At 68.3% G+C, this 22,567-nt stretch carries 13 protein-coding genes; 10 read left to right on the forward strand and 3 right to left on the reverse strand.

Features of this window, described 5'->3' with window-relative positions; genetic code table 11:
• The first annotated feature begins 32 nt into the window (after window positions 1-32).
• Together AC1RRR_RS00815 and AC1RRR_RS00820 are read left to right on the forward strand one after the other, a co-directional pair.
• Window positions 33-5,060 carry a hypothetical protein gene (locus AC1RRR_RS00815; RefSeq protein ID WP_492809746.1) on the forward strand — a complete coding sequence of 1,676 codons (5,028 nt, stop codon included), beginning with the start codon at window positions 33-35 and terminating at the stop codon, window positions 5,058-5,060.
• A 26-nt stretch (window positions 5,061-5,086) separates the two neighbouring features.
• Window positions 5,087-5,572, forward strand: coding sequence for a GAF domain-containing protein (locus AC1RRR_RS00820; protein WP_492809748.1), 486 nt, complete (start codon window positions 5,087-5,089; stop codon window positions 5,570-5,572).
• On the opposite strand, the gene AC1RRR_RS00825 is transcribed toward AC1RRR_RS00820, so the two are convergent.
• Window positions 5,569-6,564 carry a formylglycine-generating enzyme family protein gene (locus tag AC1RRR_RS00825; protein WP_492809750.1) on the reverse strand — a complete coding sequence of 332 codons (996 nt, stop codon included), beginning with the start codon at window positions 6,562-6,564 and terminating at the stop codon, window positions 5,569-5,571. The genes AC1RRR_RS00820 and AC1RRR_RS00825 overlap by 4 nt on opposite strands.
• 45 nt (window positions 6,565-6,609) lie before the next feature.
• Here AC1RRR_RS00825 and AC1RRR_RS00830 point away from each other — a divergent pair, with 45 nt between their 5' ends.
• The 3 genes from AC1RRR_RS00830 to AC1RRR_RS00840 all read left to right on the forward strand — a co-directional run bounded on the left by AC1RRR_RS00830 (window position 6,610) and on the right by AC1RRR_RS00840 (window position 12,108).
• Entirely contained in the window at window positions 6,610-7,638 is a 1,029-nt protein-coding gene (locus AC1RRR_RS00830) for a LacI family DNA-binding transcriptional regulator (protein ID WP_492809752.1), read from the forward strand.
• Window positions 7,639-7,972: 334 nt separating this feature from the next.
• On the forward strand, window positions 7,973-10,648 hold the full coding sequence (locus tag AC1RRR_RS00835) for a TonB-dependent receptor (RefSeq protein ID WP_492809753.1): 2,676 nt from the start codon (window positions 7,973-7,975) through the stop codon (window positions 10,646-10,648).
• A gap of 95 nt (window positions 10,649-10,743) precedes the next feature.
• On the forward strand, window positions 10,744-12,108 hold the full coding sequence (locus AC1RRR_RS00840; RefSeq protein ID WP_492809755.1) for a sulfatase family protein: 1,365 nt from the start codon (window positions 10,744-10,746) through the stop codon (window positions 12,106-12,108).
• On the opposite strand, the gene AC1RRR_RS00845 is transcribed toward AC1RRR_RS00840, so the two are convergent.
• A complete protein-coding gene (locus AC1RRR_RS00845) occupies window positions 12,105-13,184 on the reverse strand; it encodes a phytase (protein ID WP_492809756.1) in 1,080 nt (359 codons plus the stop codon). The genes AC1RRR_RS00840 and AC1RRR_RS00845 overlap by 4 nt on opposite strands.
• A gap of 198 nt (window positions 13,185-13,382) precedes the next feature.
• Here AC1RRR_RS00845 and AC1RRR_RS00850 point away from each other — a divergent pair, with 198 nt between their 5' ends.
• From AC1RRR_RS00850 to AC1RRR_RS00870, 5 genes are all read left to right on the forward strand, one after another.
• Window positions 13,383-16,160 carry a TonB-dependent receptor gene (locus AC1RRR_RS00850; protein ID WP_492809758.1) on the forward strand — a complete coding sequence of 926 codons (2,778 nt, stop codon included), beginning with the start codon at window positions 13,383-13,385 and terminating at the stop codon, window positions 16,158-16,160.
• Between the two features lie 92 nt (window positions 16,161-16,252).
• Window positions 16,253-17,641 (forward strand): alkaline phosphatase D family protein, encoded by a 1,389-nt coding sequence (locus AC1RRR_RS00855; protein ID WP_492809760.1) that lies wholly within the window; start codon window positions 16,253-16,255, stop codon window positions 17,639-17,641.
• On the forward strand, window positions 17,638-18,177 hold the full coding sequence (locus AC1RRR_RS00860) for an RNA polymerase sigma factor (protein ID WP_492809762.1): 540 nt from the start codon (window positions 17,638-17,640) through the stop codon (window positions 18,175-18,177). The genes AC1RRR_RS00855 and AC1RRR_RS00860 overlap by 4 nt, the downstream gene beginning before the upstream one ends.
• A gap of 2 nt (window positions 18,178-18,179) precedes the next feature.
• Window positions 18,180-19,121, forward strand: coding sequence for a FecR family protein (locus tag AC1RRR_RS00865; protein WP_492809764.1), 942 nt, complete (start codon window positions 18,180-18,182; stop codon window positions 19,119-19,121).
• Between the two features lie 50 nt (window positions 19,122-19,171).
• Window positions 19,172-22,102, forward strand: coding sequence for a TonB-dependent receptor (locus AC1RRR_RS00870; protein ID WP_492809765.1), 2,931 nt, complete (start codon window positions 19,172-19,174; stop codon window positions 22,100-22,102).
• Here the strand turns inward: AC1RRR_RS00870 and AC1RRR_RS00875 are convergent.
• A complete protein-coding gene (locus AC1RRR_RS00875) occupies window positions 22,032-22,505 on the reverse strand; it encodes a hypothetical protein (protein ID WP_492809767.1) in 474 nt (157 codons plus the stop codon). The genes AC1RRR_RS00870 and AC1RRR_RS00875 overlap by 71 nt on opposite strands.
• Between the last annotated feature and the right edge of the window lie 62 nt (window positions 22,506-22,567).

Below are 22,567 nucleotides of genomic sequence, written 5' to 3' on the forward strand. Positions count from 1 at the left end.
TCGCGCCGCCCGGAACGGCCCCTCACGCTCGCATGAAGCTTTTCGCCCGCATCAAACTCGCGCTGACAGGCCTGGCGATCGCCGCCGGGCTCTGCGCGCCGGCGCATGCGCGGCAGACGGCCGTCATCTCCAACACCGCGCGACTGAGCTACGCCAGCGGGACGGCGACGACGGGCGTCAATTCCAACACCACCACCCTGACCGTCACGGCCAGCAAGGCGCCGGCGATCAAGCTGCTGCGCATGGCCGTCGGGGCCGAGGGCACGCCACGCGACGTCAGCACCACCCAATGCCTGATCGAGGGCAGGGGCTACGTCTCCCCCGACACCTCGAGCGGCGCAGGCTTCGACCCCACGGCGGTCAAGCTGCGCACGGCGACCTCGTTCCACGCCGGCGAGCCGGTCTTCATCTTCATCTCCGCGCCCGACGCCAACCGCGATGCGGCGACGCGCGACCAGATGGCGATCACCATCAAGACCTCACTGGGCGACAAGGAGACGATCAAGGTTTGGGAGACAGGTCCCGACACCGGCCGGTTCCTGGGCTACATCCCCGTCACCGACAGCACGCCGACCAGCTTCGACTGCCAGATCTCGGCGCCGCGCGGCAACGCGCTCGACGTCACCGTGGCCGACTTCTACGACGGCACGTCGGCGACCGCCTCGGCGCTGATCGACCCCTACGGCTACGTCTTCGACTCCCGCACCGGCAAGGCGATCGACGGCGCCCGCGTGACCCTGGTCGACCAGACAACGGGAGCGCCCGCCAAGGTGTTCGGCGACGACGGTGTCAGCGTCTATCCCTCCACCGTGATCAGCGGCCACGACGTCGTCGACAGCGGCGGGGCGGTCTATCAGTTCGCGCCAGGCGAATACCGTTTCCCACTGACGGCCTCGGGGCGGTACGCGCTGTTCGTCGAGCCGCCCGACGGCTATTCCGCCCCATCCTCGGCCACCGAGAAGGCCTTGGCCAAATTGACGGCCCCGGACGGGGACGCGTTCAAGATCTCGCCGGCCTCCTGGGGCGCGGCGTTCGACCTCGTTCAGGTGGACCCCCTGCAGGTCGACATCCCCCTGGACAGCGGCAAGCTGCCCGTCGTCGCGCGCCGTTTCGTCCAGGGCCTGTCGCTGGAGAAGTCCGCCTCGATCCAGAAGGGCACGTTCGGCGACCTGGTCGGCTACAGCCTGTCGATCCGCAACCTGGGCTCGGCGCGAACGATCAATATGGTCGAGGCCAAGGACAGTCTGCCGCGCGGATTCCGATATGTGACGAATTCGTCGCGTCGTGACGGCGCGCCTATTCCAGACCCTGTGATCAGTCCGGACGGGCGGACTCTGACCTATGGCCTGGGCACGATGGGCCCGGCGGCGGCGACCAGGATCACCTATGTCGTCGCCATCGGCCCGGACGCCCCCGTGGGGGTCGCGGTCAATCGCGCCATCGCCACCGGAGCGCTGGGCGCCAACAGCGGCGAGGCCGAGGCCAGGGTACGCGTGGCGCCGCCGATGATGGCCGACGCCGGCACGATCGTGGGCCGCGTCACCGAAGGCGCCTGCGCCAAACGGCGTGAAGACGGCCGCATCGGCGTGCCGGGCGTGCGCTTGGTGATGGAGGACGGGACCTACGTCGTCTCGGACCGCGACGGCCTGTTTCACTTCGAGGGCGTCAAGCCGGGCGTACACGTCGTGCAGCTGGACGCCGGCGCCCTGCCGGCCGGGCTGGAGGCCGTCGCCTGCGGCCGTGACACCCGCATCGCCGGGCGGGCCTTCTCGCAGTTCGTCGAGATCCGCGAAGGCGCGCTGCAGCGTCTCGAATTCCGCCTGCGCCGCACGGCCGTGGCCCCGTCGACTTCAGTCGCCGTCGAGCCGCCGCCCGAGGACGCCGCACCCGGCACGATCGACTGGTTCGCCGGCCAGGAGCTGGGCGAAGGTTTCGTGTTCCCGGCCGAGGGCCACAACCCCGTCGCGCCGGCCATCCGCGTGGTGGTCAAGCACGGGCCGGGCGCGCGTGTCGCCCTGACCATCAACGGCGCGCCGGTCGACCCGCTGGCGCGCGACGGCGTCGAGACCAGCGCCGATGGCTCCATGGCCGTCTCGATGTGGCGCGGTGTGCCGCTGGTCGAGGGCTCGAACCTGCTGGTCGCGACCATCACCAACGGCCGTGGCGACGTCATCGCCGAGGTCAAGCGCGAGGTCGCCTACGCCAACACGCCGGCCAAGGCGGCCCTGGTCACGGAAGCCTCGCGGCTGACCGCCGACGGCCTGGACGGTCCGGTCGTGGCCGTGCGCTTCACCGACCGCTTCGGTCACCCGGTGCGCCCCGGCACGATGGGGACCGTCGAAGTCGCCGAGCCCTATGCGATCGCGCCCGATCCGCAATCAGATCAACGCCTTGCGGGCGAAACCGGACGCAACTCGACCTGGCGTGTCACCGGCCAGGACGGCGTCGCCCTGATCGCCCTGGCCCCGACCACCAAGGCCGGTTCGGCCGTGCTGCGCTTCAAGCTGCCGGGCCTGGACCAGGCCGCGCCGAGCGAAGTTCGCGCCTGGCTCAGCGCCGCGCGCCAGGACTGGATCGTGGTCGGCTTCGCGGCCGGCACGGCGGGCTACAACACCCTGTCGCGCCACGCCGCGCCCCTGGCCCGCAAGGACCGCGACAGCACCATGGTCGATGGCCAGCTGGCCTTCTACGCCAAGGGCCGCGTGAAGGGCTCGTGGCTGCTGACCATGGCCTATGACAGCAAGAGCTCGCCCGATCCCGAGCGCGGCCTGACCTATGGCATCGATCCGGACCGCTACTACACCGTCTATGGCGACGGCTCGGGTCAGGCCTATGACGCCGCTAGCCAGCGCAAGCTGTATGTTCGCCTGGAGCGCAAGGCGTTCTACGCGCTGTTCGGCGACTTCCAGACGGGCTTCGACGCCACGCGCCTGGGCCGCTCGGACCGCACGCTGAACGGCCTGAAGTTCGAGCGCCAGGGCAAGGTTGTCAGCGTCGCGGGCTTCGTGGCCGACGCCGAGCAGGACCACGTGCGCGACGAACTGCCGGGCTCGGGCCTGGCCAGCCTGTACCAGCTGTCGCGCCGGGACATCGTGCCCAACACCGAGACCGTGACGATCGAGACCCGCGATCGCCTGCGGGCCGAGCGCGTGCTGAGCGTCCGCGCCATGACGCGCTATGTCGACTACGACATCGACTACACGACCGGCGCGCTGACCTTCCGCGATCCGATCGCCAGCCGCGACGCCGACCTGAACCCGAACGTCATCGTCGCCAACTACGAGATCCTGGGCAGCGGCGAGAAGAACACCGAGATCGGCGCGCGTGTTTCGGCCGACCTCCTGAAGGGCAAAGCCCGCGCCGGCGTCACCTATCTGCACGGCCGTCCCGGCGCCGCGCAGAGCGACACCGACCTGGTCGCCGCAGACCTGACCCTGCGTCCCCGCGCCGACACCGAGGTGCGCCTGGAGGCCGCCACCAGCCAGTCGGTGCAGACCGGCCGCCAGGAGGCCTGGATCGCCGAGGTCGAGCATCACTCGGCCCGCTTCGACGTGCTGGGCTATGCCCGTCAGGCTGACAAGGCCTTTGGCCTGGGCCAGCAGAACCTGGCCGAGCTGGGCGCGCGCAAGGTCGGCGTCGACGGCAAGGCGCGCCTGACCCAGCGCCTGTCGCTGAACGTCTCGGCCTATCACGAGACCTATCTGGACAGCGGCGACGTCCGTGAGGTGGTCGACGCCCGCCTGGACTACCAGCTGAACGCCCTGCGCATCGGCGCGGGCGTGAAATCGGCGCACGACACCCCTGAGAAGGGCGAGGCGGTCCGTTCGGACCTTTTGACCCTGACCGCCGGCCGCGAATTCCTGAACCGCAAACTGCAAGTGACGGCGTCGTCGGACTTCGCCCTGGGCGACGCCGAGAGCCTGGATTTCCCGGTCCGCCGCCGGCTGGGCGCGACCTATGTGGTCAGCGAGCGCATCCGCATCCTGGCCAGCCGCGAGATCATCAAGGGCACGGACTACAAGGCGGCCGTGACCGGCGGCGGCGTCGAGGTCTCGCCGTGGAAGGGCGCGCGCCTGACCAGCGCCCTGAACCGCCAGGATCTGTCGGCCTTCGGTCCGCGCACCTTCGCCCAGTTGGGCCTGGCCCAGAGCGTCCAGCTGAAGGGCGGCTGGACCCTGGACGCCTCGATCGACTCCGCCAGCACCCTGGCGGGCAAGGCGCCGGATCCGAACACCGTCGCCACGAAAGCGACCGGCGCCGCCCTGGCGACCGAGGACTACACCGCCGTCAGCCTGGGCGCGGCCTATCGCGCCGACGGCTGGAGCTGGAACGGCCGCGTCGAGGCGCGTCGTGGCGACAAGACCGACAGCTGGGCCGTGCGCGGCGCCTATCTGCGCCAGCTGCGCGAAGGCGTCACCGCCGCTGTCACGGTCCGCGCCGACGAGACCAAGGCCCAGGACGGCGCGATCTCGCGCGGGGCCGAGGTCGCGGGTTCGCTGGCCTGGCGTCCGCTGGACAGCCGCTGGGCGGTGCTGGACAAGCTGGAGGTCCGCCGCGAGGAGGCGCAGGGCATCGTGCAAGGGCAGGGGACCGCCGGCTACGGCGCCACCGCCCGCGGCGCCGGCGTCACCGGCAAGCTGATCAACAACCTGGCGGTCAATTTCGACAGCGACCGCGGCGACCACACGCCGGGCGCGGTGCAGGCCAGCCTCTATCACGGCGCCAAGCTGGTGCGCAGCCGCTTCGAGGGCGAGGCGCGGACGAACGTCGTGCAGGTGATCGGCGCCGAGGCGCGCTTGGACCTGACCCGCAAGATCGACCTGGGCGTGAACCTGTCGCTGCGCCACGCCGGCAAGAACGGCGGCACGGCCTATGCCATCGGCCCGTCGATCGGGATCTCGCCGGCCGAGAACACCTGGATGAGCATCGGCTGGAACGCGGTCGGCTACCACGATCCCGACTTCGCCTCGGCCAACTACAGCCGCCAGGGCTTCTACGTCACGGCGCGGGTGAAGTTCGACCAGAACACCTTCGGCGACCTGCTGAGGGCGCGCCGGTGAGCCAACAACAACAAGAGGAAACGCCCATGAAAATGCTGACCCAGACTGATCATGAGGAACTGCTGCGGCTGGCGGCCCTGGTCCGCAGCTCGGTGCTTGATACCGCGCGTGATCCCGAGTTCGACCGCATCGCCGAGGCGGCCAAGACCCTGTTCGGCGCGACGGCCGGCATGGTCACCTTCGTTGGCCAGGACCGCCAGTTCTACAAGGGGAGAGCCGGCGTCGACATCGCCGAGACGCCGCGCGCCGTTTCGTTCTGCAGTCATTGCCTGGAGTACCGCAGCCTGTTGTGGATCGAGGATACGCGGGACGATCCGCGGGTGTTCGACAACCCGTTCGTGACCGGCGCGCCGCATGTCCGCTTCTACGCCGGCGCGCCCGTCCGCGACGCCGACGGGTGGCTGTTGGGCACGGTCTGTGTCGTGGACCTGCAGCCCCGGCCGTTCGACCAGATCCTGTCTGCGACGCTGTCGTCCCTGGCCGACGCGGTGTCGGCGCGCCTGGCGAGCTAGAGGCGCACCACGCAGCGGAAGCCCAGGTGTGAGGTCGTGGTGTCGATCGGCTGGGCGAAACGCGCGGCCGGGCGATAGCGCTGGCAGTAGCTGGGCGCGCACAGGTGCGAGCCGCCCTTGATCACCCGGCGCGGCGTCCAGGGCGTGGGGGAGGCGGCGTCGAGGCTGTCCTCCGCTTGGACCTTGGCCGGCGTCCCGCAGCAGCCGGCGGCCGGCGGTGTCGCGGCGTACCAGTCGGCGGTCCACTCCCAGACATTGCCGATCATGTCGAACAGGCCGTGGCCGTTGGCGGGGTAGGAGCCCACGGGCGCGGTGCGCTCCAGGCCTGGCGGGGCCAGGTTTCGGTGCGGGAAGTCGCCGGTCCAGATCTTGGCCATCGGCTGGCCCTCGGGCTCCAGGTCCTCGCCCCAGGCATAGGTCGCGCCGTCCAGGCCGCCGCGCGCGGCATATTCCCACTCGGCCTCGGTCGGCAGGGCCTTGCCGGCCCAGGCGGCGTAGGCCTGGGCGTCCTCGACGCCGACATGGACGACGGGGTGATCTTCGAGGCCGGCCATGTCGCTACCCGGACCCAGCGGTTGACGCCAGTCCGCGCCATGGACGAAGCGCCACCACAGCGGCGGGCCACGCACGTCGACCGGGGCGGAGGGCGGGGCGAAGACGATCGAGCCGGCGACGGCGTCGTCCGGATGCATTCCGGGATAGTCGCGCGGATCAGGCGCGATCTCGGCTTGAGTGACGTGGCCCGTCGCGGCGACGAAGGCGGCGAACTGGGCGTTGGTGACCGGCGTCGCGTCCATCAGGAAGTCGCCGACGGTCACGCGCCGCACCGGTTTCTCGTCGGCGTAGAAGTCGTCCGAGCCCATCGCGAAGGCGCCGCCACGCACAAGCCGCATTCCGGGGTGATCGTCGATGTGCAGGGCGGCTTGCATGGCGCGGATATTCAGGTCACTGACATCGATGTCAATAATGCCCTCGATGTCGTCTCGTGACATTGCAGGCGCGGGGGCCTTCGGGCCAAAGGGTTTGAGAGCAGGCGTGTGACGGAACGGACCAAAGGGGCCAGCATCAAGGACGTGGCGGAGTATGCCGGCGTCTCGCCCAAGACGGTGTCCCGCGTCCACAATGGCGAACGCTGGGTGCGCGAGGAGGTCCGCGAGAAGGTCCTGGCCGCGATCAAGGCCCTGAACTATCGCCCCAACGCCGCCGCCCGCAGCCTGTCGGGCTCGCGCTCGTATCTGCTGGGCCTCGTCCTCGATAACCCCAGCTCGCACTATGCCGGCGACGTCCAACTGGGGGCCTTGAAGCGCGCGCGGCTGCGCGGCTGCCACCTGGTGGTCGAGCCGGTCGACATCAAGGCGGCCAGCTGGACGACCGAGCTGACCGCCAGCATCACCGCCCTGCGCCTGGACGGCGTGCTGCTGACCCCGCCGCTGTGCGACAACGCCGAGGTTCTCAAGGTCCTGGACGACCTGGACATTCCCTATGTGCGGATCTCGCCGGACCGCGATCCGGACCGCTCGCCCTACGTCCATATCGACGAGCGTGCGGCGGCCCATGAGATGACGACCTATCTGCTGGACCGGGGCCACACCGACATCGGCTTCATCCGGGGCCAGGCGACGCACAGCTCGGCGCGGCTGCGTTTCGAGGGCTTCCGCGACGCCCTGGCTGAGCGGGGTCTTGAGCCGCGCGAGGCCTGGATTGTCGACGGCAACTTCCAGTTCCCCTCGGGCCAGGACGCCGCCCGGACCTTGCTGAGCGGGGAGGGGCGGCCGACCGCCATCTTCGCCGCCAATGACGCCATGGCCTTCGGCGCCATCGTGGCGGCCTCGAAGCAGGGCTTGAGCGTGCCCGGCGACCTGTCGGTGGTGGGTTTCGATGACGCCCCGGCGGCCCAGATCTACTCGCCGGGCCTGACCACGATTCGACAGCCGGTCATCGAGATGGGGGCCATGGCGGTCGACCTGCTGCTGTCCCCACCCGGCGACGAAGCCGCCAGCGGCGGTCATTGCCTGGCCCACGGTCTGGTCGAACGCGACAGCGTCGCGGCGCTGGCAAACCCTTAAGCCACAAGCCTTTTTGGCTGGCACGGACGGACACCGGCCATGCGACTGTCCAGTAACCTGACAACGATGTCAGTGTTTTCGATTGACCTGACATCGATGTCATGTTTTCTCGTCGACAACAGACAAATGAGGTGCGGGGAGAAGACGTGGTGAAGGCAGCCGCCGCATAGGCGTCGAGACGGGCCGTCGGTCCGCGCTCATCCTCAATCCCATTCCTGAAACAGACCGCTCAGGCGATCGCCAATAGGCGAGCTCGTCGCGCGACGACCTGTGTCCAAGCGTAAGGCCGCCAACTCAAGGCGATGGCCGCAATAACAAGATCGGGGAGAACTAGATGACGACTCAGAACATCCGCAAACTGCTGCTCGGCTCGGCCGCCGTCCTGCTGACCGCCGGCCCGGCCCTGGCCCAGGACGCCGCGCCCGCCGCCGCTGCTCAAGACTCCTCGGTCGAAGAGATCGTGGTGCGCGGCATCCGCAAGTCGCTGGCCAACGCCGTGGCCGTCAAGCGCGACGCCGCCCAGATCGTCGACGCCATCTCGGCCGAGGACATCGGCAAGCTGCCCGACCAGAACATCGCTGAGTCCCTGCAACGCATCACCGGCGTGCAGATCAGCCGTTCGAACGGCGAAGGCTCGGGCGTGGCGATCCGCGGCCTGACCCAGATCCGCTTCGAGATCGACGGCTCGACCCTGACCGGCAACGGCACGGGCCGCGCCGTGTCGTTCGAAAGCATCCCGTCGGAACTGTTCGGCCAGCTGCAGGTCTTCAAGTCGCCCAGCGCCGAGATGATTGAAGGCGGCCTGGGCGGCACGATCAACCTGGTCACCCGCAAGCCGCTGGACCTGGACGGCCTGACGATCACCGGCAGCGTGCAGGGCGGCTATGCCGACTTCCGCGACGCCAAGTATCCGCGCCTGTCGGGCCTGGTCTCCAACAAGTGGGACACCAGCATCGGCCGTTTCGGCGCGCTGCTGAACGTCTCGTACGAAGAGCGCAAGCTGCGCTCGGACGAGTTCGACGTCCTGGCCTGGGACCGCGTGGGCCTGGGCGACATCAACGGCGACGGCGTGACCCAGACCGCGACCAGCGGCCCGCTGACCCCGGACGAAGTGTGGCGTCCGCGCCAGCTGCGCAGCGTCAGCCAGGCCCAGGACCGCAAGCGCCTGGGCGCGGTGGGCACCCTGCAATGGGCCCCGACCTCGACCCTGCAGTTCACCTGGACCAACAGCTACAACCGCTTCAAGTACCGCAACGACTACCGCCTGCTGCGCCTGGACGTCGACAAGGCCCGCGCCAACACGACCGCCTTCAAGCGCAACGAGAACGGCACGCTGATCTCGGCCACGGTCAACAACGGCAATGTGCTGACCAACAACTTCGTCGAGCCGACCAACCAGACCAACTACACCTCGCAGCTGGACGTGAAGTGGGATCTGTCCGACCGCCTGCAGGTGACCGGCAAAGCCAACATCGCGCGCGGCCGCAACCGCGTGCCGCTGGTGGTCTATCCGACCCTGGTGGGCAACAGCACCACGACGATCGCCTACGACTTCGCCAGCGGCGCCGACCTGCCGACCGTCAAGCTGCCCAGCTTCAACCTGAATGACCTGACCAACTACAAGGTCAACACAGTGGTCCCGCAGTCGCGCCACACCGCCAACAACGAGGACGCCGTCCGCTTCGACGCCAAGTACGATTTCGACAAGGGCATCCTGGAGTCGGTGAAGGGCGGCGTGCGTTACGGCAAGCGCACCCTGGCCCAGCAGAATGACGACTCGTTGTCGAACAAGTTCACCAACACGCCGGTCTCGACGATGCAGGGCCAGATGGCTGGCGCCTTCACCGGCACGCTGACGACGGGCAATGACTTCCTGTCGGGCCTGGGCGGCGACCTGCCGCGCAGCTGGGCCGGCTATGCGTCCAGCTTCGTCAACGGTCCGGGCCTGGACCAGCTGATGAGCGCCTGGGGCCTATCGGTCCCGATCGCCAAGAACATCACCACCTATTACGACGTGCAGGAAAAAACCTGGGGGGGCTACGTCCAGGCCAACCTGTCGGGCGACATCGCCAGCAAGCCGTGGTCGGGCAATATCGGCGTGCGGGTCGTCCAGACCGACTCCCACTCGTTCGCCTTCCTGCCCGACAAGACCGGCGCGCTGACCTGGCAGGACAATCCCAACAAGTACACGGACGTCCTGCCCAGCGCGAACTTCAAGGTGAACCTGACCGACGACCTGGTGCTGCGCCTGGCCGCCGCCAAGGTCATCGCCCGCGCCGCCGCCGACCAGCTGAAGGCCGCCACCAGCATCAACTACGGCTTCCAGACGGCCAGCTCGGGCAACCCGACCCTGGATCCGTTCCGAGCCACCCAGTACGACGCCTCGCTGGAATGGTACTTCCGCCCGTCGGACCTGCTGTCGATCGCGGTGTTCAAGAAGGACGTCTCGGCCTTCATCGCCAACGAGATCGTCAACATCACCATCGTGAACAAGGAATTCCCGGGCCGCGACGACTTCCGCCTCAGCCGCCCGCGCAACGGCAACAGCGGCGAGGTCCAGGGCTTCGAACTGGGCCTGCAGCACAGCTTCACCGAGCTGCCGGGCGCGCTGGATGGCCTGGGCATCCAGGCCAACTACACCTTCATCGACAGCACGACCCCGAACACCGATCCGTTCACCGGCGACACCCTGCCGCTCGAGGGCCTGTCGAAGAACAGCTACAACCTGGTGGCCTTCTACGAGAAGTACGGCTTCTCGGCCCGCATGGCCTACAACTGGCGCTCGAAGTTCCTGACCGGCACGGTGGCCGGCTCGCCGATCTTCTCCAAGGCCGTGGGCCAGCTGGACGCCTCGGCCAGCTATGACGTCAACGAGCGCCTGACCGTGACCTTCGAGGCGCTGAACCTGAACGGCGTCGAAGGCTACACCTACCAGACCGTGAAGGAGCGCCTGCTCTCGCACGTCAAGAACGACCGGCTGTTCAGCGCGGGCCTGCGCTTCCGTTACTGACGGAATCCGCGCTGACACGCGCCGCGACGCTGATCAAACGCTCTCCCGCGTCCAGCGTCGCGGCGCCCTTTTGGCCATCATCCGGGAGACCCTCCGTGGCCCTGAACAGACGCAAGCTTCTCAATGTCGGCGCCGTCGCGGCGGCGGCCTCGGTGCTGCCCAAGGCGGCGGTGGGCAAACCGGCGCGTAAGCCCAACTTCGTGGTCATCTTGTGCGATGACCTGGGCTTTGGCGACGTGCAGCCGTTCGGCGGCAAGATCCCGACGCCGTCCCTCAGCCGGATGGCGGAGGAGGGGCTGACGGGCCAGAGCTACTACTCGGCCGCCAATATGTGCACGCCGTCGCGGGCGGGCCTGCTGACGGGGCGCTATCCGATCCGCACGGGCCTGGCCTGGGAGGTGATCCTGATCGGCGACGACCGGGGCCTGCCCCTCGAAGAGAAGACCATCGCCCACGCTCTGAAGGCCGACTACGCCACGGCCTTGGTCGGCAAATGGCACCTGGGTCACACCGCGCCCTGGTGGCCGCCGACCAAGCACGGCTTCGACCAGTTCTACGGCATCCCCTACAGCCACGACATGGCGCCCCTGCAGATGTTCGACATCAAGGGGCCGGAGGCGACGTCGGGCAAGGACGTCGACCTGCATGACCTGCAGCAGATGTTCGTGACTCGCGCCGAGCAGTTCATCGAGCAGAACAAGGACCGGCCGTTCTTCCTGGAGCTGGCGCTGAGCGCGCCGCACTTGCCGGCCGTGCCGTCGAAGACCTACGACGGGGTCACCATCCAAGGCCCGTACGGCGACTTCGTGCGCGAGATCGACGACATCGTCGGTCGGGTTCTGTCCAAGCTGAAGGCCCTGGGCCTGGCCGAGGACACGCTGGTGCTGTTCACCTCCGACAATGGCCCCTGGTTCGAAGGCTCCAGCGGCGGCCTGCGCGACCGCAAGGGCGGGGCGGCATACGACGGCGGCTATCACGTGCCGTTCCTGGCCTGGCGTCCGGGCCACGTGCCGGCCGGCAAGAAGACCAGCGCCATCCTGTCGGCCATCGACTTCCTGCCGACCTTCTGCGCCATGGCCGGCTACGCCCCGCCGGCGGGTGTCGAGCTGGACGGCAAGGACGTCAGCGACGTCCTGCTGAAAGGAGCGGCCTCGCCGCACGACGCCATCCTGCTGTTCAACAACGAGGACATCGTCGGCATCCGCACCCAGCGCTGGAAATATGTCGCCAAGGCCCACTGGCGCGGCGGCATCCAGGACTTCTCCAAGCGCGGCTATGACGAGCTCTACGACATCGAGGCCGATCCGTCGGAGAGCTACAGCGTCGCCGAGCGCCATCCCGAGGTGGTGGCCGAGATGAAGCAGCGGCTAGCCGAGGCGCAAAGGAAGTTCGACAGCTTCCGCAAAGGCGTGCCGCCGTTCTTCCAGAAGGCCAGCGCGCCCAAGGCGACGCACGACTAGCGCGACAGCAGTCGCTTTAGCGCCCCGCCGGGGATTAGCTTGAAGTTCTGCTTGTCGGGGCTGTTGTCGCCGTCCTGCACGACGAACAGGCTGTCCTGGAACGGCGCACCGAAGTCGCCGGGGGCGAACTCCAGGCCGTCGGTGTCGGTCACCCCGTCCACCGCGCCCGAGCCGGTGACGCGGAAACGGCGCAGGTAACGGCCGGTCTCCAGGTCGTAGGCGACATAGGCGTTGTCGTTCTGGCTGGAGGCGATCAGCACGCCGCCGCGCTTGCCTTCAGGCATGATGGCCAGGCCCTCGATGTCGGGGATCAGCCGCACGCCGTCCACAGCGGCGAACAGGACGGGCGCGGCCTTGCTGTCGGGCGCGGGGTCCATGCGCCAGATCCCGCGCTCTTCCTCGCCGACATAGAGCAGGCCTGTGCGGTCATCGACGACGCAGCCCTCGGTCTGGGTGGCCAGGCGCACGTCCCGGACCAGCTTGGCGGTCGGCGTGGCGCTCGACAGGTCCAGCGCGTACTCGCGCACGTCGCCGTTGTTGTAGGCGATGATCGCGAACACCTGGTCGGCGGCGCGCCGCCACAGGCAGAAGCCGTAGACGTCGCCGACGCCATCGCCCTCGACACGCGGATGACCCAGATGGCGCAGGCCGACAGGCGTGCTCTCCAGCGCATAGAGGGCCAGCTTGCCGTTCGGGTCCTCGCTGCGGTCGGTGGCGGCGACCAGTACACCCGGCTTACCCTTGATCAGCACGTCGACGCGCAGGTCGACATTGTTGACCAGGCCCGCCGGGGCCGAGGCGAGCAGGGCGCCTGACAGGTCGTAGACGTGCAGGCCCCACTCCTTGTCGGTGCCGACGATCAGGCTCTTGGTCGGGTCCGCCGGATTGCGCCAGATCGCCGGATCATCGGCCGCGTCATTGGGCGAGGCGACCGGAACGGTCTCGCGCACGGCCTGGATCTCGAAAGTCTCGACGGCCGGTTTATTTTCTGGGGTAGCGGTGGCGATTTCAGTATTGATGGAGCATGCGCATAGAACAGAGGCGGATATAGAGACGAGTTTGTGCAATGCGGGCATCGTAATTCCCTATGGTCTGTGATGTCGTGAATGTGACGGCGTATTTTTCCCTCATATGAGCTGAAATTCGGATGCGCCACGGCTTTCTGTGCCTGATGACAACTTCATAAAAGCTTCACTCACGAGGCCGATCGGCCTGCGTCTTCCCCAAAGCGCGCATCCATGCGGCGCAGCGATTTCTCGCTGATTGAGGGGATCATGAGACATTTTTCGAAGCTCGCGGCTCTGGGCGGCTGCTCGCTTTTGGCCTTGGGCGTCTGCACGCCGGCCATGGCCGAAGAGACCGCCGCGACGGCTGAAAACACCGTCGACACGCTGGTGGTCAGCAGCTTCCGCAAGGGCCTGGCCAACGCCCGTGAGATCACGCGGTCGGCCGACAACCTGGTCGAGGTGCAGTCAGCGGACGACGTCGGCAAGCTGCCCGACACCAACATCGCCGAGGCGCTGCGTCGCCTGACCTCGGTCTATCTGATCCGCGACCAGGGCGAGGGGCGCTACGTCTCTATCCGCGGCGCCGATCCGATCCTGAACAACGTGACGATGAACGGCCAGACCATCGCCGTCTCGGACACCGACGGGGAGTCGGGCCGCGCCGCGCCGCTGGACGTGCTGAGCGCCAGCGCCCTGTCGCGCGTCGAGATCCACAAGGTCACGCTGCCCTACATGGACGGCCAGTCGATCGGCGGCACGATCAACATCGTCACGCCCACGGGCTTCGACCATGCGGGCCGCTACATCAACGCCAGCGCCGAGGCCGGCTACAACGACTTTGGCAAGGACAGTAAGATCTACGCGGCCAACCTGTCGATGAGCGACCGCTTCGGCGCCAATGACGAGTTCGCCGTCTTCGTCAGCGGCGAATACTGGTTCAAGCAGTACACCTCGCAGCAATACACCTCGTCGGGTTCGCAGGCGGTCGCGGGCTATCCGGCCCACTACCTGTTCCCGACCAGCATCGTCTACGCGCAGTCCATCGGCGAGAAGGAGCGCTACGGCTTCTCGGGCAACATCGAGTATCGGCCCAACGACGACACCAAGGCCTGGGCCCGCTATTTCTTCACCCAGTACAACGATGACCGCACCCGTCCGCAGATCACCCTGCGCGGCCTGCAGGGGCGGGCCGTGGCAGCGCCGGCCGTGCGTCGCCCGATCCTGAACCCGACCTCGCAGACCGAGTTCGGCTTTGCCGCCTATCGGTCGCAGATGGAGAACCGCGTCGAGGTCCAGGAGCGCCCGGTCCAGCAGTTCGTCGTCGGCGGCGAACACCGCTTCGGCAAGGGCTGGAAGCTGGTCGGCGACCTGAACTACACGACCGCCAAGGAGCTGAACCCCTACCAGCGCTACTTCGAGTCGATCACCGACACGACCGGCGCCCTGCCGACCGAAGCGCCGGCGATCACCTTCGCCCGCACCAGCGAAGGCCTGCTGCGGCCGACCGGCTACAACACCGCGCTGTCGGGCGGCCTGACGTTCCTGGATCCGGCCTTCAACACGATGTACCGCCTGCGTGGCGTCACCTCGACCGTGGTCGAAGAGACCTACACCGGCAATCTGGACCTGACCTGGGACGGCGACATCGGCGGCCGTGAGCTGGAGTTCCGCACCGGCCTGAAGGTGCTGTCGCGCGACAAGTCGGTGGACGACACCGACTACCGCTACCAGTTCACCGGCCCCAAGACGACGCTGGCCAGCGCCCCCAACCTCTTCATGCGGTTCGAAGACGGCCGCGGCGAGACCTATCAGCCGGTGTCTGGCCTGTCGCTGCTGGCCCCGAACCGCTTCGGCTACGAGGCCTTCTTCGCGGCCAACCCGACCTACTTCACCTATGACGCGGCCGGCGCGGCGGCCAACTCGATGGAGAACGACTACAAGCTGAACGAAGACATCTTCGCCGGCTACGTGATGGGCGAGCTGCACTTCACGCCGGACTTCAGCGTCACCACGGGCGTGCGCGTCGAGAAGACCAAGTCGGACATCTTCGCCCAGGGCTTCGTCGCCCAGGTCTCGGCTGATCCCAACACTCCGGCGGGCCGCTCGCGTCTCGGCGAGGTGCCGTTCAAGACCAGCGACATCATCGATATCTCGCGCCAGCACGACTACACCAACGTCCTGCCGGCGGCGGTGCTGAAGTGGGACATGACCAAGGCTTGGCAGCTGCGCGCCTCGGTCACGACCAATATCGGCCGCCCCGACTATACCGACATCGCGCCCATCTCGACGGTCGTGGTCAGCGAGTTCTACGACCGCACCAACAACAAGGTCGAGCTGAACGCCTCGGTCGAGATCGGCAACCCGAACCTCAAGCCCTACAAGGCGCTGAACTTCGACGCCTCGCTGGCCTACTACTTCCCGGACAATTCGGGTTCGGTCAGCGTCGGGGCGTTCCACAAGCGCGTCGAGAACGCCGTCTACAGCATCGGCAACGAGTACAAGAACTACAAGTTCGAGACCGTCACCTACGACAACTACGTCGAGAGCACGGTCGCCAACGCCAAGCCGGGTTTCATCCGCGGCATCGAGCTGGGCGTGCAGAAGGACTTCAAGGAACTGCCCGCGCCGTTCGACGGCCTGGGCGTGTTCGCCAACGCCTCGTTCATCGACTCCGAGGTCGAGATCGTCGTGCCGGGTCGCCCTGACGGCCACGTGCCGTTCTTCAATCAGGCCGATAAGATCTTCAATCTGCAGGGTTATTACGAGCGCGGCGGCTTCCAGGCCCGCGTCGCCTATTCCTACCAGGGCAAGGCGACCAGCAGCGCGTTCGGCGCCAATCCCGACCTCGACACCTATCGCGACCCGCGCAAGTCGGTGGACGCCCGCGTCGGCTACACCTTCGGCAACGGCGTGCAGGTGGCGCTGGCCGGGGCCAACCTGACCAGCCCGGCCAACATCAACCGCCGCAAGTCGGACGGCTTCAACATCTCGAGCTACGAGCTGTTCGGGCGTGAGTTCCGCCTGTCGATTTCCAAGACCTGGTGATCCCCGGAGCCCGTGCATCCCTGGATGTGCGGGCTCTTCAAACTCCGAAGGAGGGCGCTTCGCGCGCCCTCCGCTTTTTCGTTGAGCGCCCCATGAAGAACTCCCGCCGCACCTTCATCGCCACCGCCGCGGCCGCCGGTGTGGCCGGTCCTTTCGCCGCGCACGCCGAGACCAATCCCGAGGGCACGCCGCGCCTCCTGCTGGGGCCGATGGTGGGCGCGGTCACCGCGACCAGCGCGCCGATCTGGATGCAGCTGAGCGGCGACTATTTCGACGCCCAGGTGGCCTATACGACCGACCCGGTCGCCGGTCCCTGGAAGCGCACCACACCCTCGCGCGCCAAGGCGCAGGACGACTGCACACTGGTCATCCGCCTGGAGGAGCTCCAGCCCGACACGACCTACCACTATCGGGTGCTGTCCAACGGCAAGGTCGACAAATACCTGCGCGACCTGCCGCCGATGAGTTTCCGCACCGCGCCCGCCGCGCCAGCGAGGTTCCGCGTCGCCTTCGGTTCGTGCGCCCGCATCCAGAGCGATCCCGAGCAGCCGATCTGGCGCGCCCTGGCGATGAACCGGCCGGACCTCTTCCTCTGGCTGGGCGACAACATCTATGGCGACAGCACTGTCCCGGCGACCCTGGCCATGGAGTACCAGCGCCAGCGGTTCGTGCCGTCCTTCCAGCCGATCGGCCGCAACATCCCGCAGCTGGCCATCTGGGACGACCACGACTTCGCCCTCGACAACTACGACCGCACCAACCCGATCCGCGACAAGGCGCTGGAGATCTTCAAGCGCTACTGGGCCAACCCCGCCTATGGGCTGCCGGGCGCGCCGGGCGTGTTCTTTGACTACGGCTATGGCGGAGTGGACTTCTTCATGCTGGACGGCCGTTATCACCGCGCGCCGGACGCCGATCCCGATACGCCCGAGAAGGAGTTTCTGGGCAAGGGCCAGTTCGAGTGGCTCAAGGCAAGGCTGCTGGCCAGCAAGGCGCCGTTCAAGATCCTGGCCTGCGGCAGCGGCTGGTCGCGCTTCAAGGGCCCGGGGGGCGACTCCTGGTCGGCCTATCTGCACGAGCGCCAGCGCCTGTTCGACTTCATCCGCGACAACAAAATTAGCGGCGTGGTCCTGCTGTCGGGCGACACCCACTTTCCCTATGTCGCCTGCGCGCCGCAGTCGGAGCAGGGCGGCTACGACCTCTATGACCTGGTGAGCTCGGCCCTGGCCCAGATGGTGGCGGGGTCGCCCATGGACCTCGGGAAGATCGCTGCCCGCATGGCCCCGGACCAGATGATCCGCCAGCCGCTGTTGGGGGTGAACAACGCCGGGATCATCGACTTCGACATGACCGGCAAGACGCCGACCCTCAGCTTCAACGTCATCGATATTCGCGGCAAGGCGCTCTACGACCCGCTGACTCTGCGTGCGGACGAACTGGTCAACGGCGTGTCGTCATGGCGTGGCAAGCTGGGGCGATGATCGTCACGGCGACCAAGCAGGCCTCGAGCGTGAAAGACGGCGGCGACCCGCTGTTCGAGGCGTTTGTCGCCTTGGAACCGGCCCTGCGCCGGTTCGTCGCCTCGCGCACCCGGCAGGACGCCGATGTCGACGACATCCTCCAAGGCCTCGCGGCGCGCATCGTCGCGCGCGACCGTGACGTTCCGGTGGAGAATAAAACCGCATTTCTATTTTCGATTGCGTCTAACCTCCTGAAGGATCGCGGACGACGCGGGCTTGCGCGCCGTCAGGGCGAGCACGTCCCGCTGGACGGCGTGGAGCTGGCCGATCCGGCGGCGTTGCAGGACGATGTCCTGGACGGACGCCAAAGGATGCGGCGGTTCCTGGCGGCGCTGGACGCGCTGCCGGGCAAGGAACGAGAGGTATTTGTGCTGCATAGGGTGGAGGGGCGTACGCTTCTGCAGGTCGGGGAACAGACCGGCCTGTCGCTGTTCCAGGTTCGCAAGCTGGTCGAGCGCGCGATGACGCGCCTGGCGCGCAAGGTCTGGAAGGATTGACGGTGAGCGGCGCGTTTTATCACGAGGAAGAGGACGACGAGCTCGTCGCGGCGCGCTGGGTGCTGGCGGTCGACGCGGGGCTCGAGCCTGGCCAGACCGAGGTGTTTCATGCCTGGCTGGCGGCGCGTCCGGAGCGTGCCGACCTGATCGCGCGGCAAGCGGCGCTGCAGTCCCTGGCCAAGAGCGCGCGGACCGACGCGCGCCGGCCGACCTCGCGGCGCGGCCTATTGATCGGCGGCGGCGTGGCGTTCGGCGCGGCGGCGATCGGCGGCGCGGCGGTGCTGCTGCGGCCGCCGCCCAGCGAGATCTATGAGACGGGAGTCGGCGAGGTGCGGGCGGTCAATCTGGCCGATACGAGCCGACTGTGGCTGGACACCCGCACCCGCGTCACGACCCAGATGGGCCGCGCCAACCGCTGGGTGTCGTTGACCGCCGGCCGGATGTTCGTCGAGGTCGCCCACGACGCCACGCGGCCCTTCATGGTGCGCGCCGGCAAGTTCGAGGCCCGCGCCCTGGGCACGGCCTTCGAGGCCGCCGCCTTCCCGGGCCGCACCGGTGTGGCCGTGACCGAAGGCGTCGTGCGCTTCACGCCGCGCGACGGATCGGCCATCGAGCTGGGCGCCGGGGAGGGGGCCTGGATCACCGCTTCGGGCCAGATCCAGCGGGTGTCGACGGCCATGCCGGGCGTCGCGGCCTGGCGCGAGCATCGGATGGTCCTGAGCGATCGCCGGCTGGACGCGGCCCTGGCCGAGCTCAGCCGCTATTTCGATCAGCCGCTGACGGTGGTCGACCCGAGCCTGGCCGCCCGACGGGTCAGCCTGTCGTTCTCGATCGCCGACCTGGACGAGCGCCAGGCCGCCCGGATCATCGCCGACGCGGTGGACGCCGACTTCGCCGCGCGGGCTGACGGAGCGCTGGTGCTGCGCCCCAAGCTTAGCCTGTAACAGCGCCGTCACGCGCGAACGATATCGTCCCGACGATGCGGCAGGCGGACATGCGGCTCTTTCCCCTCGTGTTGTCGAGCCTGATCGCCGCCGGCGCGCCGCTGCCCGTCCTGGCGGCCCAGGCGCCGCGCATGGACGCCGTGGCTGGGCCCGGACGCCCCGGACGATTGGCCGACGCCCTGCTGGCGCTCGCGGCCCAGGCTGACGTCAACATCGCCTTCGACGCAACCCTGGTCGGTGACCGTCGCACGCGTGGCTTTGCTGGGCCCACCACCTTGAGCCGCGCGCTCGACGCGCTGCTGGACGGCTCGGGCCTGACCTATGTCCTGGCGCCCAACGGCGTGGTTCGGGTGCTGGCAGTTCCGCCGCCCAGGCCTCCAACGCCCTTGCCGGTCGCGCCGGCCGTCGAGCCCTCGACCCTGATCGAGCCCATCGCGGTGGTGGGGTACCGGGTCGGACTGGACCTGGCCGAGGCGCGGGCGCGCCGCTACGACGGCATGGTTCAGGTGATCACGGCTGACGCGGTCGGCAAGCTGCCCGACAGCAACATCGCCGACGCCCTGGACCGGCTGCCGTCGGTCTATCGCATCTCCGACCAGGGCGAGGGGCGCTACCTGTCGCTGCGGGGCCTGAGCCAGGTGCTCGACACGGTGACCTTCAACGGCGTGACCATCGCCGCCTCCGACACCGACGGCCGTTCGGGCCGCGCCGCGCCGCTGGACGTGCTGAGCGCCTCGGCGATCTCGGAGGTCGAGATCCACAACGTCATCACGCCCGATCGTGACGCCGGGGCGATCGGCGGACTAATCGACGTGCGCACGCCGACAGCCCACGACTTCGCGGGGCGTGTCGCCAGTTTCACGGCCGAGATCGGCGCGGTGGACAACGGCGGCGGTCGCGACATCCACTCAGTCGGCGGCGCCTTCGCCGACACCTTCGGGTCCGGCAAGGCCTTCGGGGTCTATCTGGCGGGCGAGCACTGGGTGCGCGAGTACTTCTCGCCCTTCTACGACACGGCCGAGATCGTGCCGTCGGACAAGGGCCTCTATCCCGACCGCATCCTGGTCGGCGCCTCGATGGGGCGTCGGGAACGGACCAGCCTGACCGGCGCGCTGGACTGGCAGGGCGAGGCCGGCAACGCCGCCTGGTTGCGGGTGTTCGCGGCCAACTACACCGACGAGGAACTGCGGCCGGAGTTCATGTTCTATCGGCGCGGCGCCCTATCGACAGATGGGGGTGATGCGTTCTCGTGGCGCGGCCTGCGGGTGCGCACCGAGACACGGCATGAACGCCAGGACCGGCCCGTGCGCCAGTACGTGCTGGGCGGCCGCTGGGCCTTGAGCGACGACTGGACCGTCGAGGGCTCGGTCAACCGGACGACGGCGCGGGAGCTGAACCCGTATCTCGACTACTACGAGACTCTGGGCGACATCGATCCGCTGGACGGGGCGGCGGACATCGGCCGTTTCCGTATCGTCGACGGCGTCTCAAACCCCGACGGCGCCATGACCGCGCCGGACGGCCGTTCGGTGTTCGACGGCGGCTTTCAGCACCTGTTCCGGATTCGGCGGATCAGCTCGACGGTGCGGGAAGACATCACGACCCAGCAGCTCGACCTGAGCCGGCGCGGGCCCATTCAGCTGCGGTTCGGCCTCAAGCGCCTGTCGCGGGTGAAGTCGGTGGCCGACGCCGACAACCGCTTCAACTTCCTGGGCGCGGCGACCCTGGCCGATCCCGCCTTGGCTGGCCGGATGAGCAACTACGGCGGGGCCGACGCGATCGTGCCGGGCCTCGACTTTCCATTTCCCGACCCGGCCGGCCTGGAGGCGCTGTTCGCGCGGCGACCGGACCTCTTCGTGTTCGACGCTGCGGCCTCGCGCGAGAACTCCGTCGAGGACCAGTATCGCATCCGCGAGACCATCTGGGCGGGCTATCTGATGGGCGAGGTCCCCGTGACGGCGGCGCTGCGCCTCACGCTGGGCGCGCGGGTCGAGCGCACGCAGGTCAGCGCGATCGCCAACGCCTTCGTGGCGGAGTTGACCGGTCCATCCGCCGGCCTGCCGTTCGGGCAGGCCGATATCCTGCCGACTGCGGGCAGGCGCAGCTATGTCAACCTCGCACCGGCCTTGCTGGCCAAGTGGGACGCCGGCGGGGCCTGGGTGCTGCGCGCTTCGGCGACCCAGACCTTCGCGCGGCCCGACTATGTCGACCTGGCGCCGATCGCCCGTTTGTCTGTGTCGGTCGCGCCGGATCCGCGCACTGGCGCGTCGGTCGTCAGCGGCGTCAACGAGATCGGCAATCCGCATCTGCGGGCGATCGAAAGCCGCAACTGGGACGTCTCGGCCCAGTACCACCTGCCGCGCCGGCTGGGCTGGATCTCGGCGGCGGGGTTCTACAAGGCGCTCGACGGCCTGCCGTTCGAGGTGTTGGAGGACCGGCCGGGCGAGACCTTTGACGGCGCGCGCTTCGACCAATATGTGGCGGTCACCAAGAGCAATGTCGGTCACGGCCATGTGGCCGGGGTCGAGCTGTCGCTGCGCTACGACCTGCGCGATGCGCCAGCGCCGTTCGACGGCTTCGGCGTGCTGGCCAACGCGGCCTTCCTGGACTCAAGCGTCTCCGCGCCCGGACGCGCGCCGCGCCGTCTGGCCGACCAGGCCAAAGCGCTCTACGCCGCCCAGCTCTACTACGAGCGTGGCTGGTTCCAGGCGCGCCTGGGCTATGCCTATCAGGGCCGGGCGCCGCGCAGCGACCAGTGGTCGGAGCCGACCGGCCTGAACTATCGCAAGCCGATCTCACGCCTGGACCTGAAGGTCATAGTCGACCTACCGAACGCCTGGCGCGTCACCCTGGCGGGCGCCAATCTGAGCAACACGCCGTATCGCACCGACCGCAGCACCCAGCCCTACCTTACGGGGACGGGTCCGGGCTACGAGGTCTATGGCCGGGAGTATCGCCTGGGCCTGACCCGGCGCTGGTGAGGCGACGGGGTTCGAACACGCTGTAGGTCAGCGTCCCCAGGAAGATGAAGTAGAAGATCCACAGCGTGATCACATAGCCCCGGGCCATCAGGGTCGGGTCCAGGATCATGCCCAGGTGCGCCATGACCGTGGCCAGCTCGACGCCCGCCGCCATGATCAGCCAGGCGCGGTCCCAGCGCAGCGCCAGGACGACCAGCAGGGCGCACATCGTGATATCGACCAGCGCGACGCCCAGCAGCGGCCAGTGATGGCCGCCCAGCTTCTGGACGTAGGGCGTGATCAGGAACGCCGCCAGCGAAGCCAGGGCCGCGATCCGCTCCGGACGACCGCCGCGCCACACCACCAGGACCGTGACGAGCGGCGTCAGGATCGTGCCGAGGGTCTGTACAGGCGAGTGCGACATGAGGCCTCCGCGCGCCAGGGGAGGTCGAAGCATCGGCATGGTCAAGCCTCAGGCTTGCCGGA

The organism is Caulobacter sp. GW821-FHT12D05, from assembly GCF_058807295.1.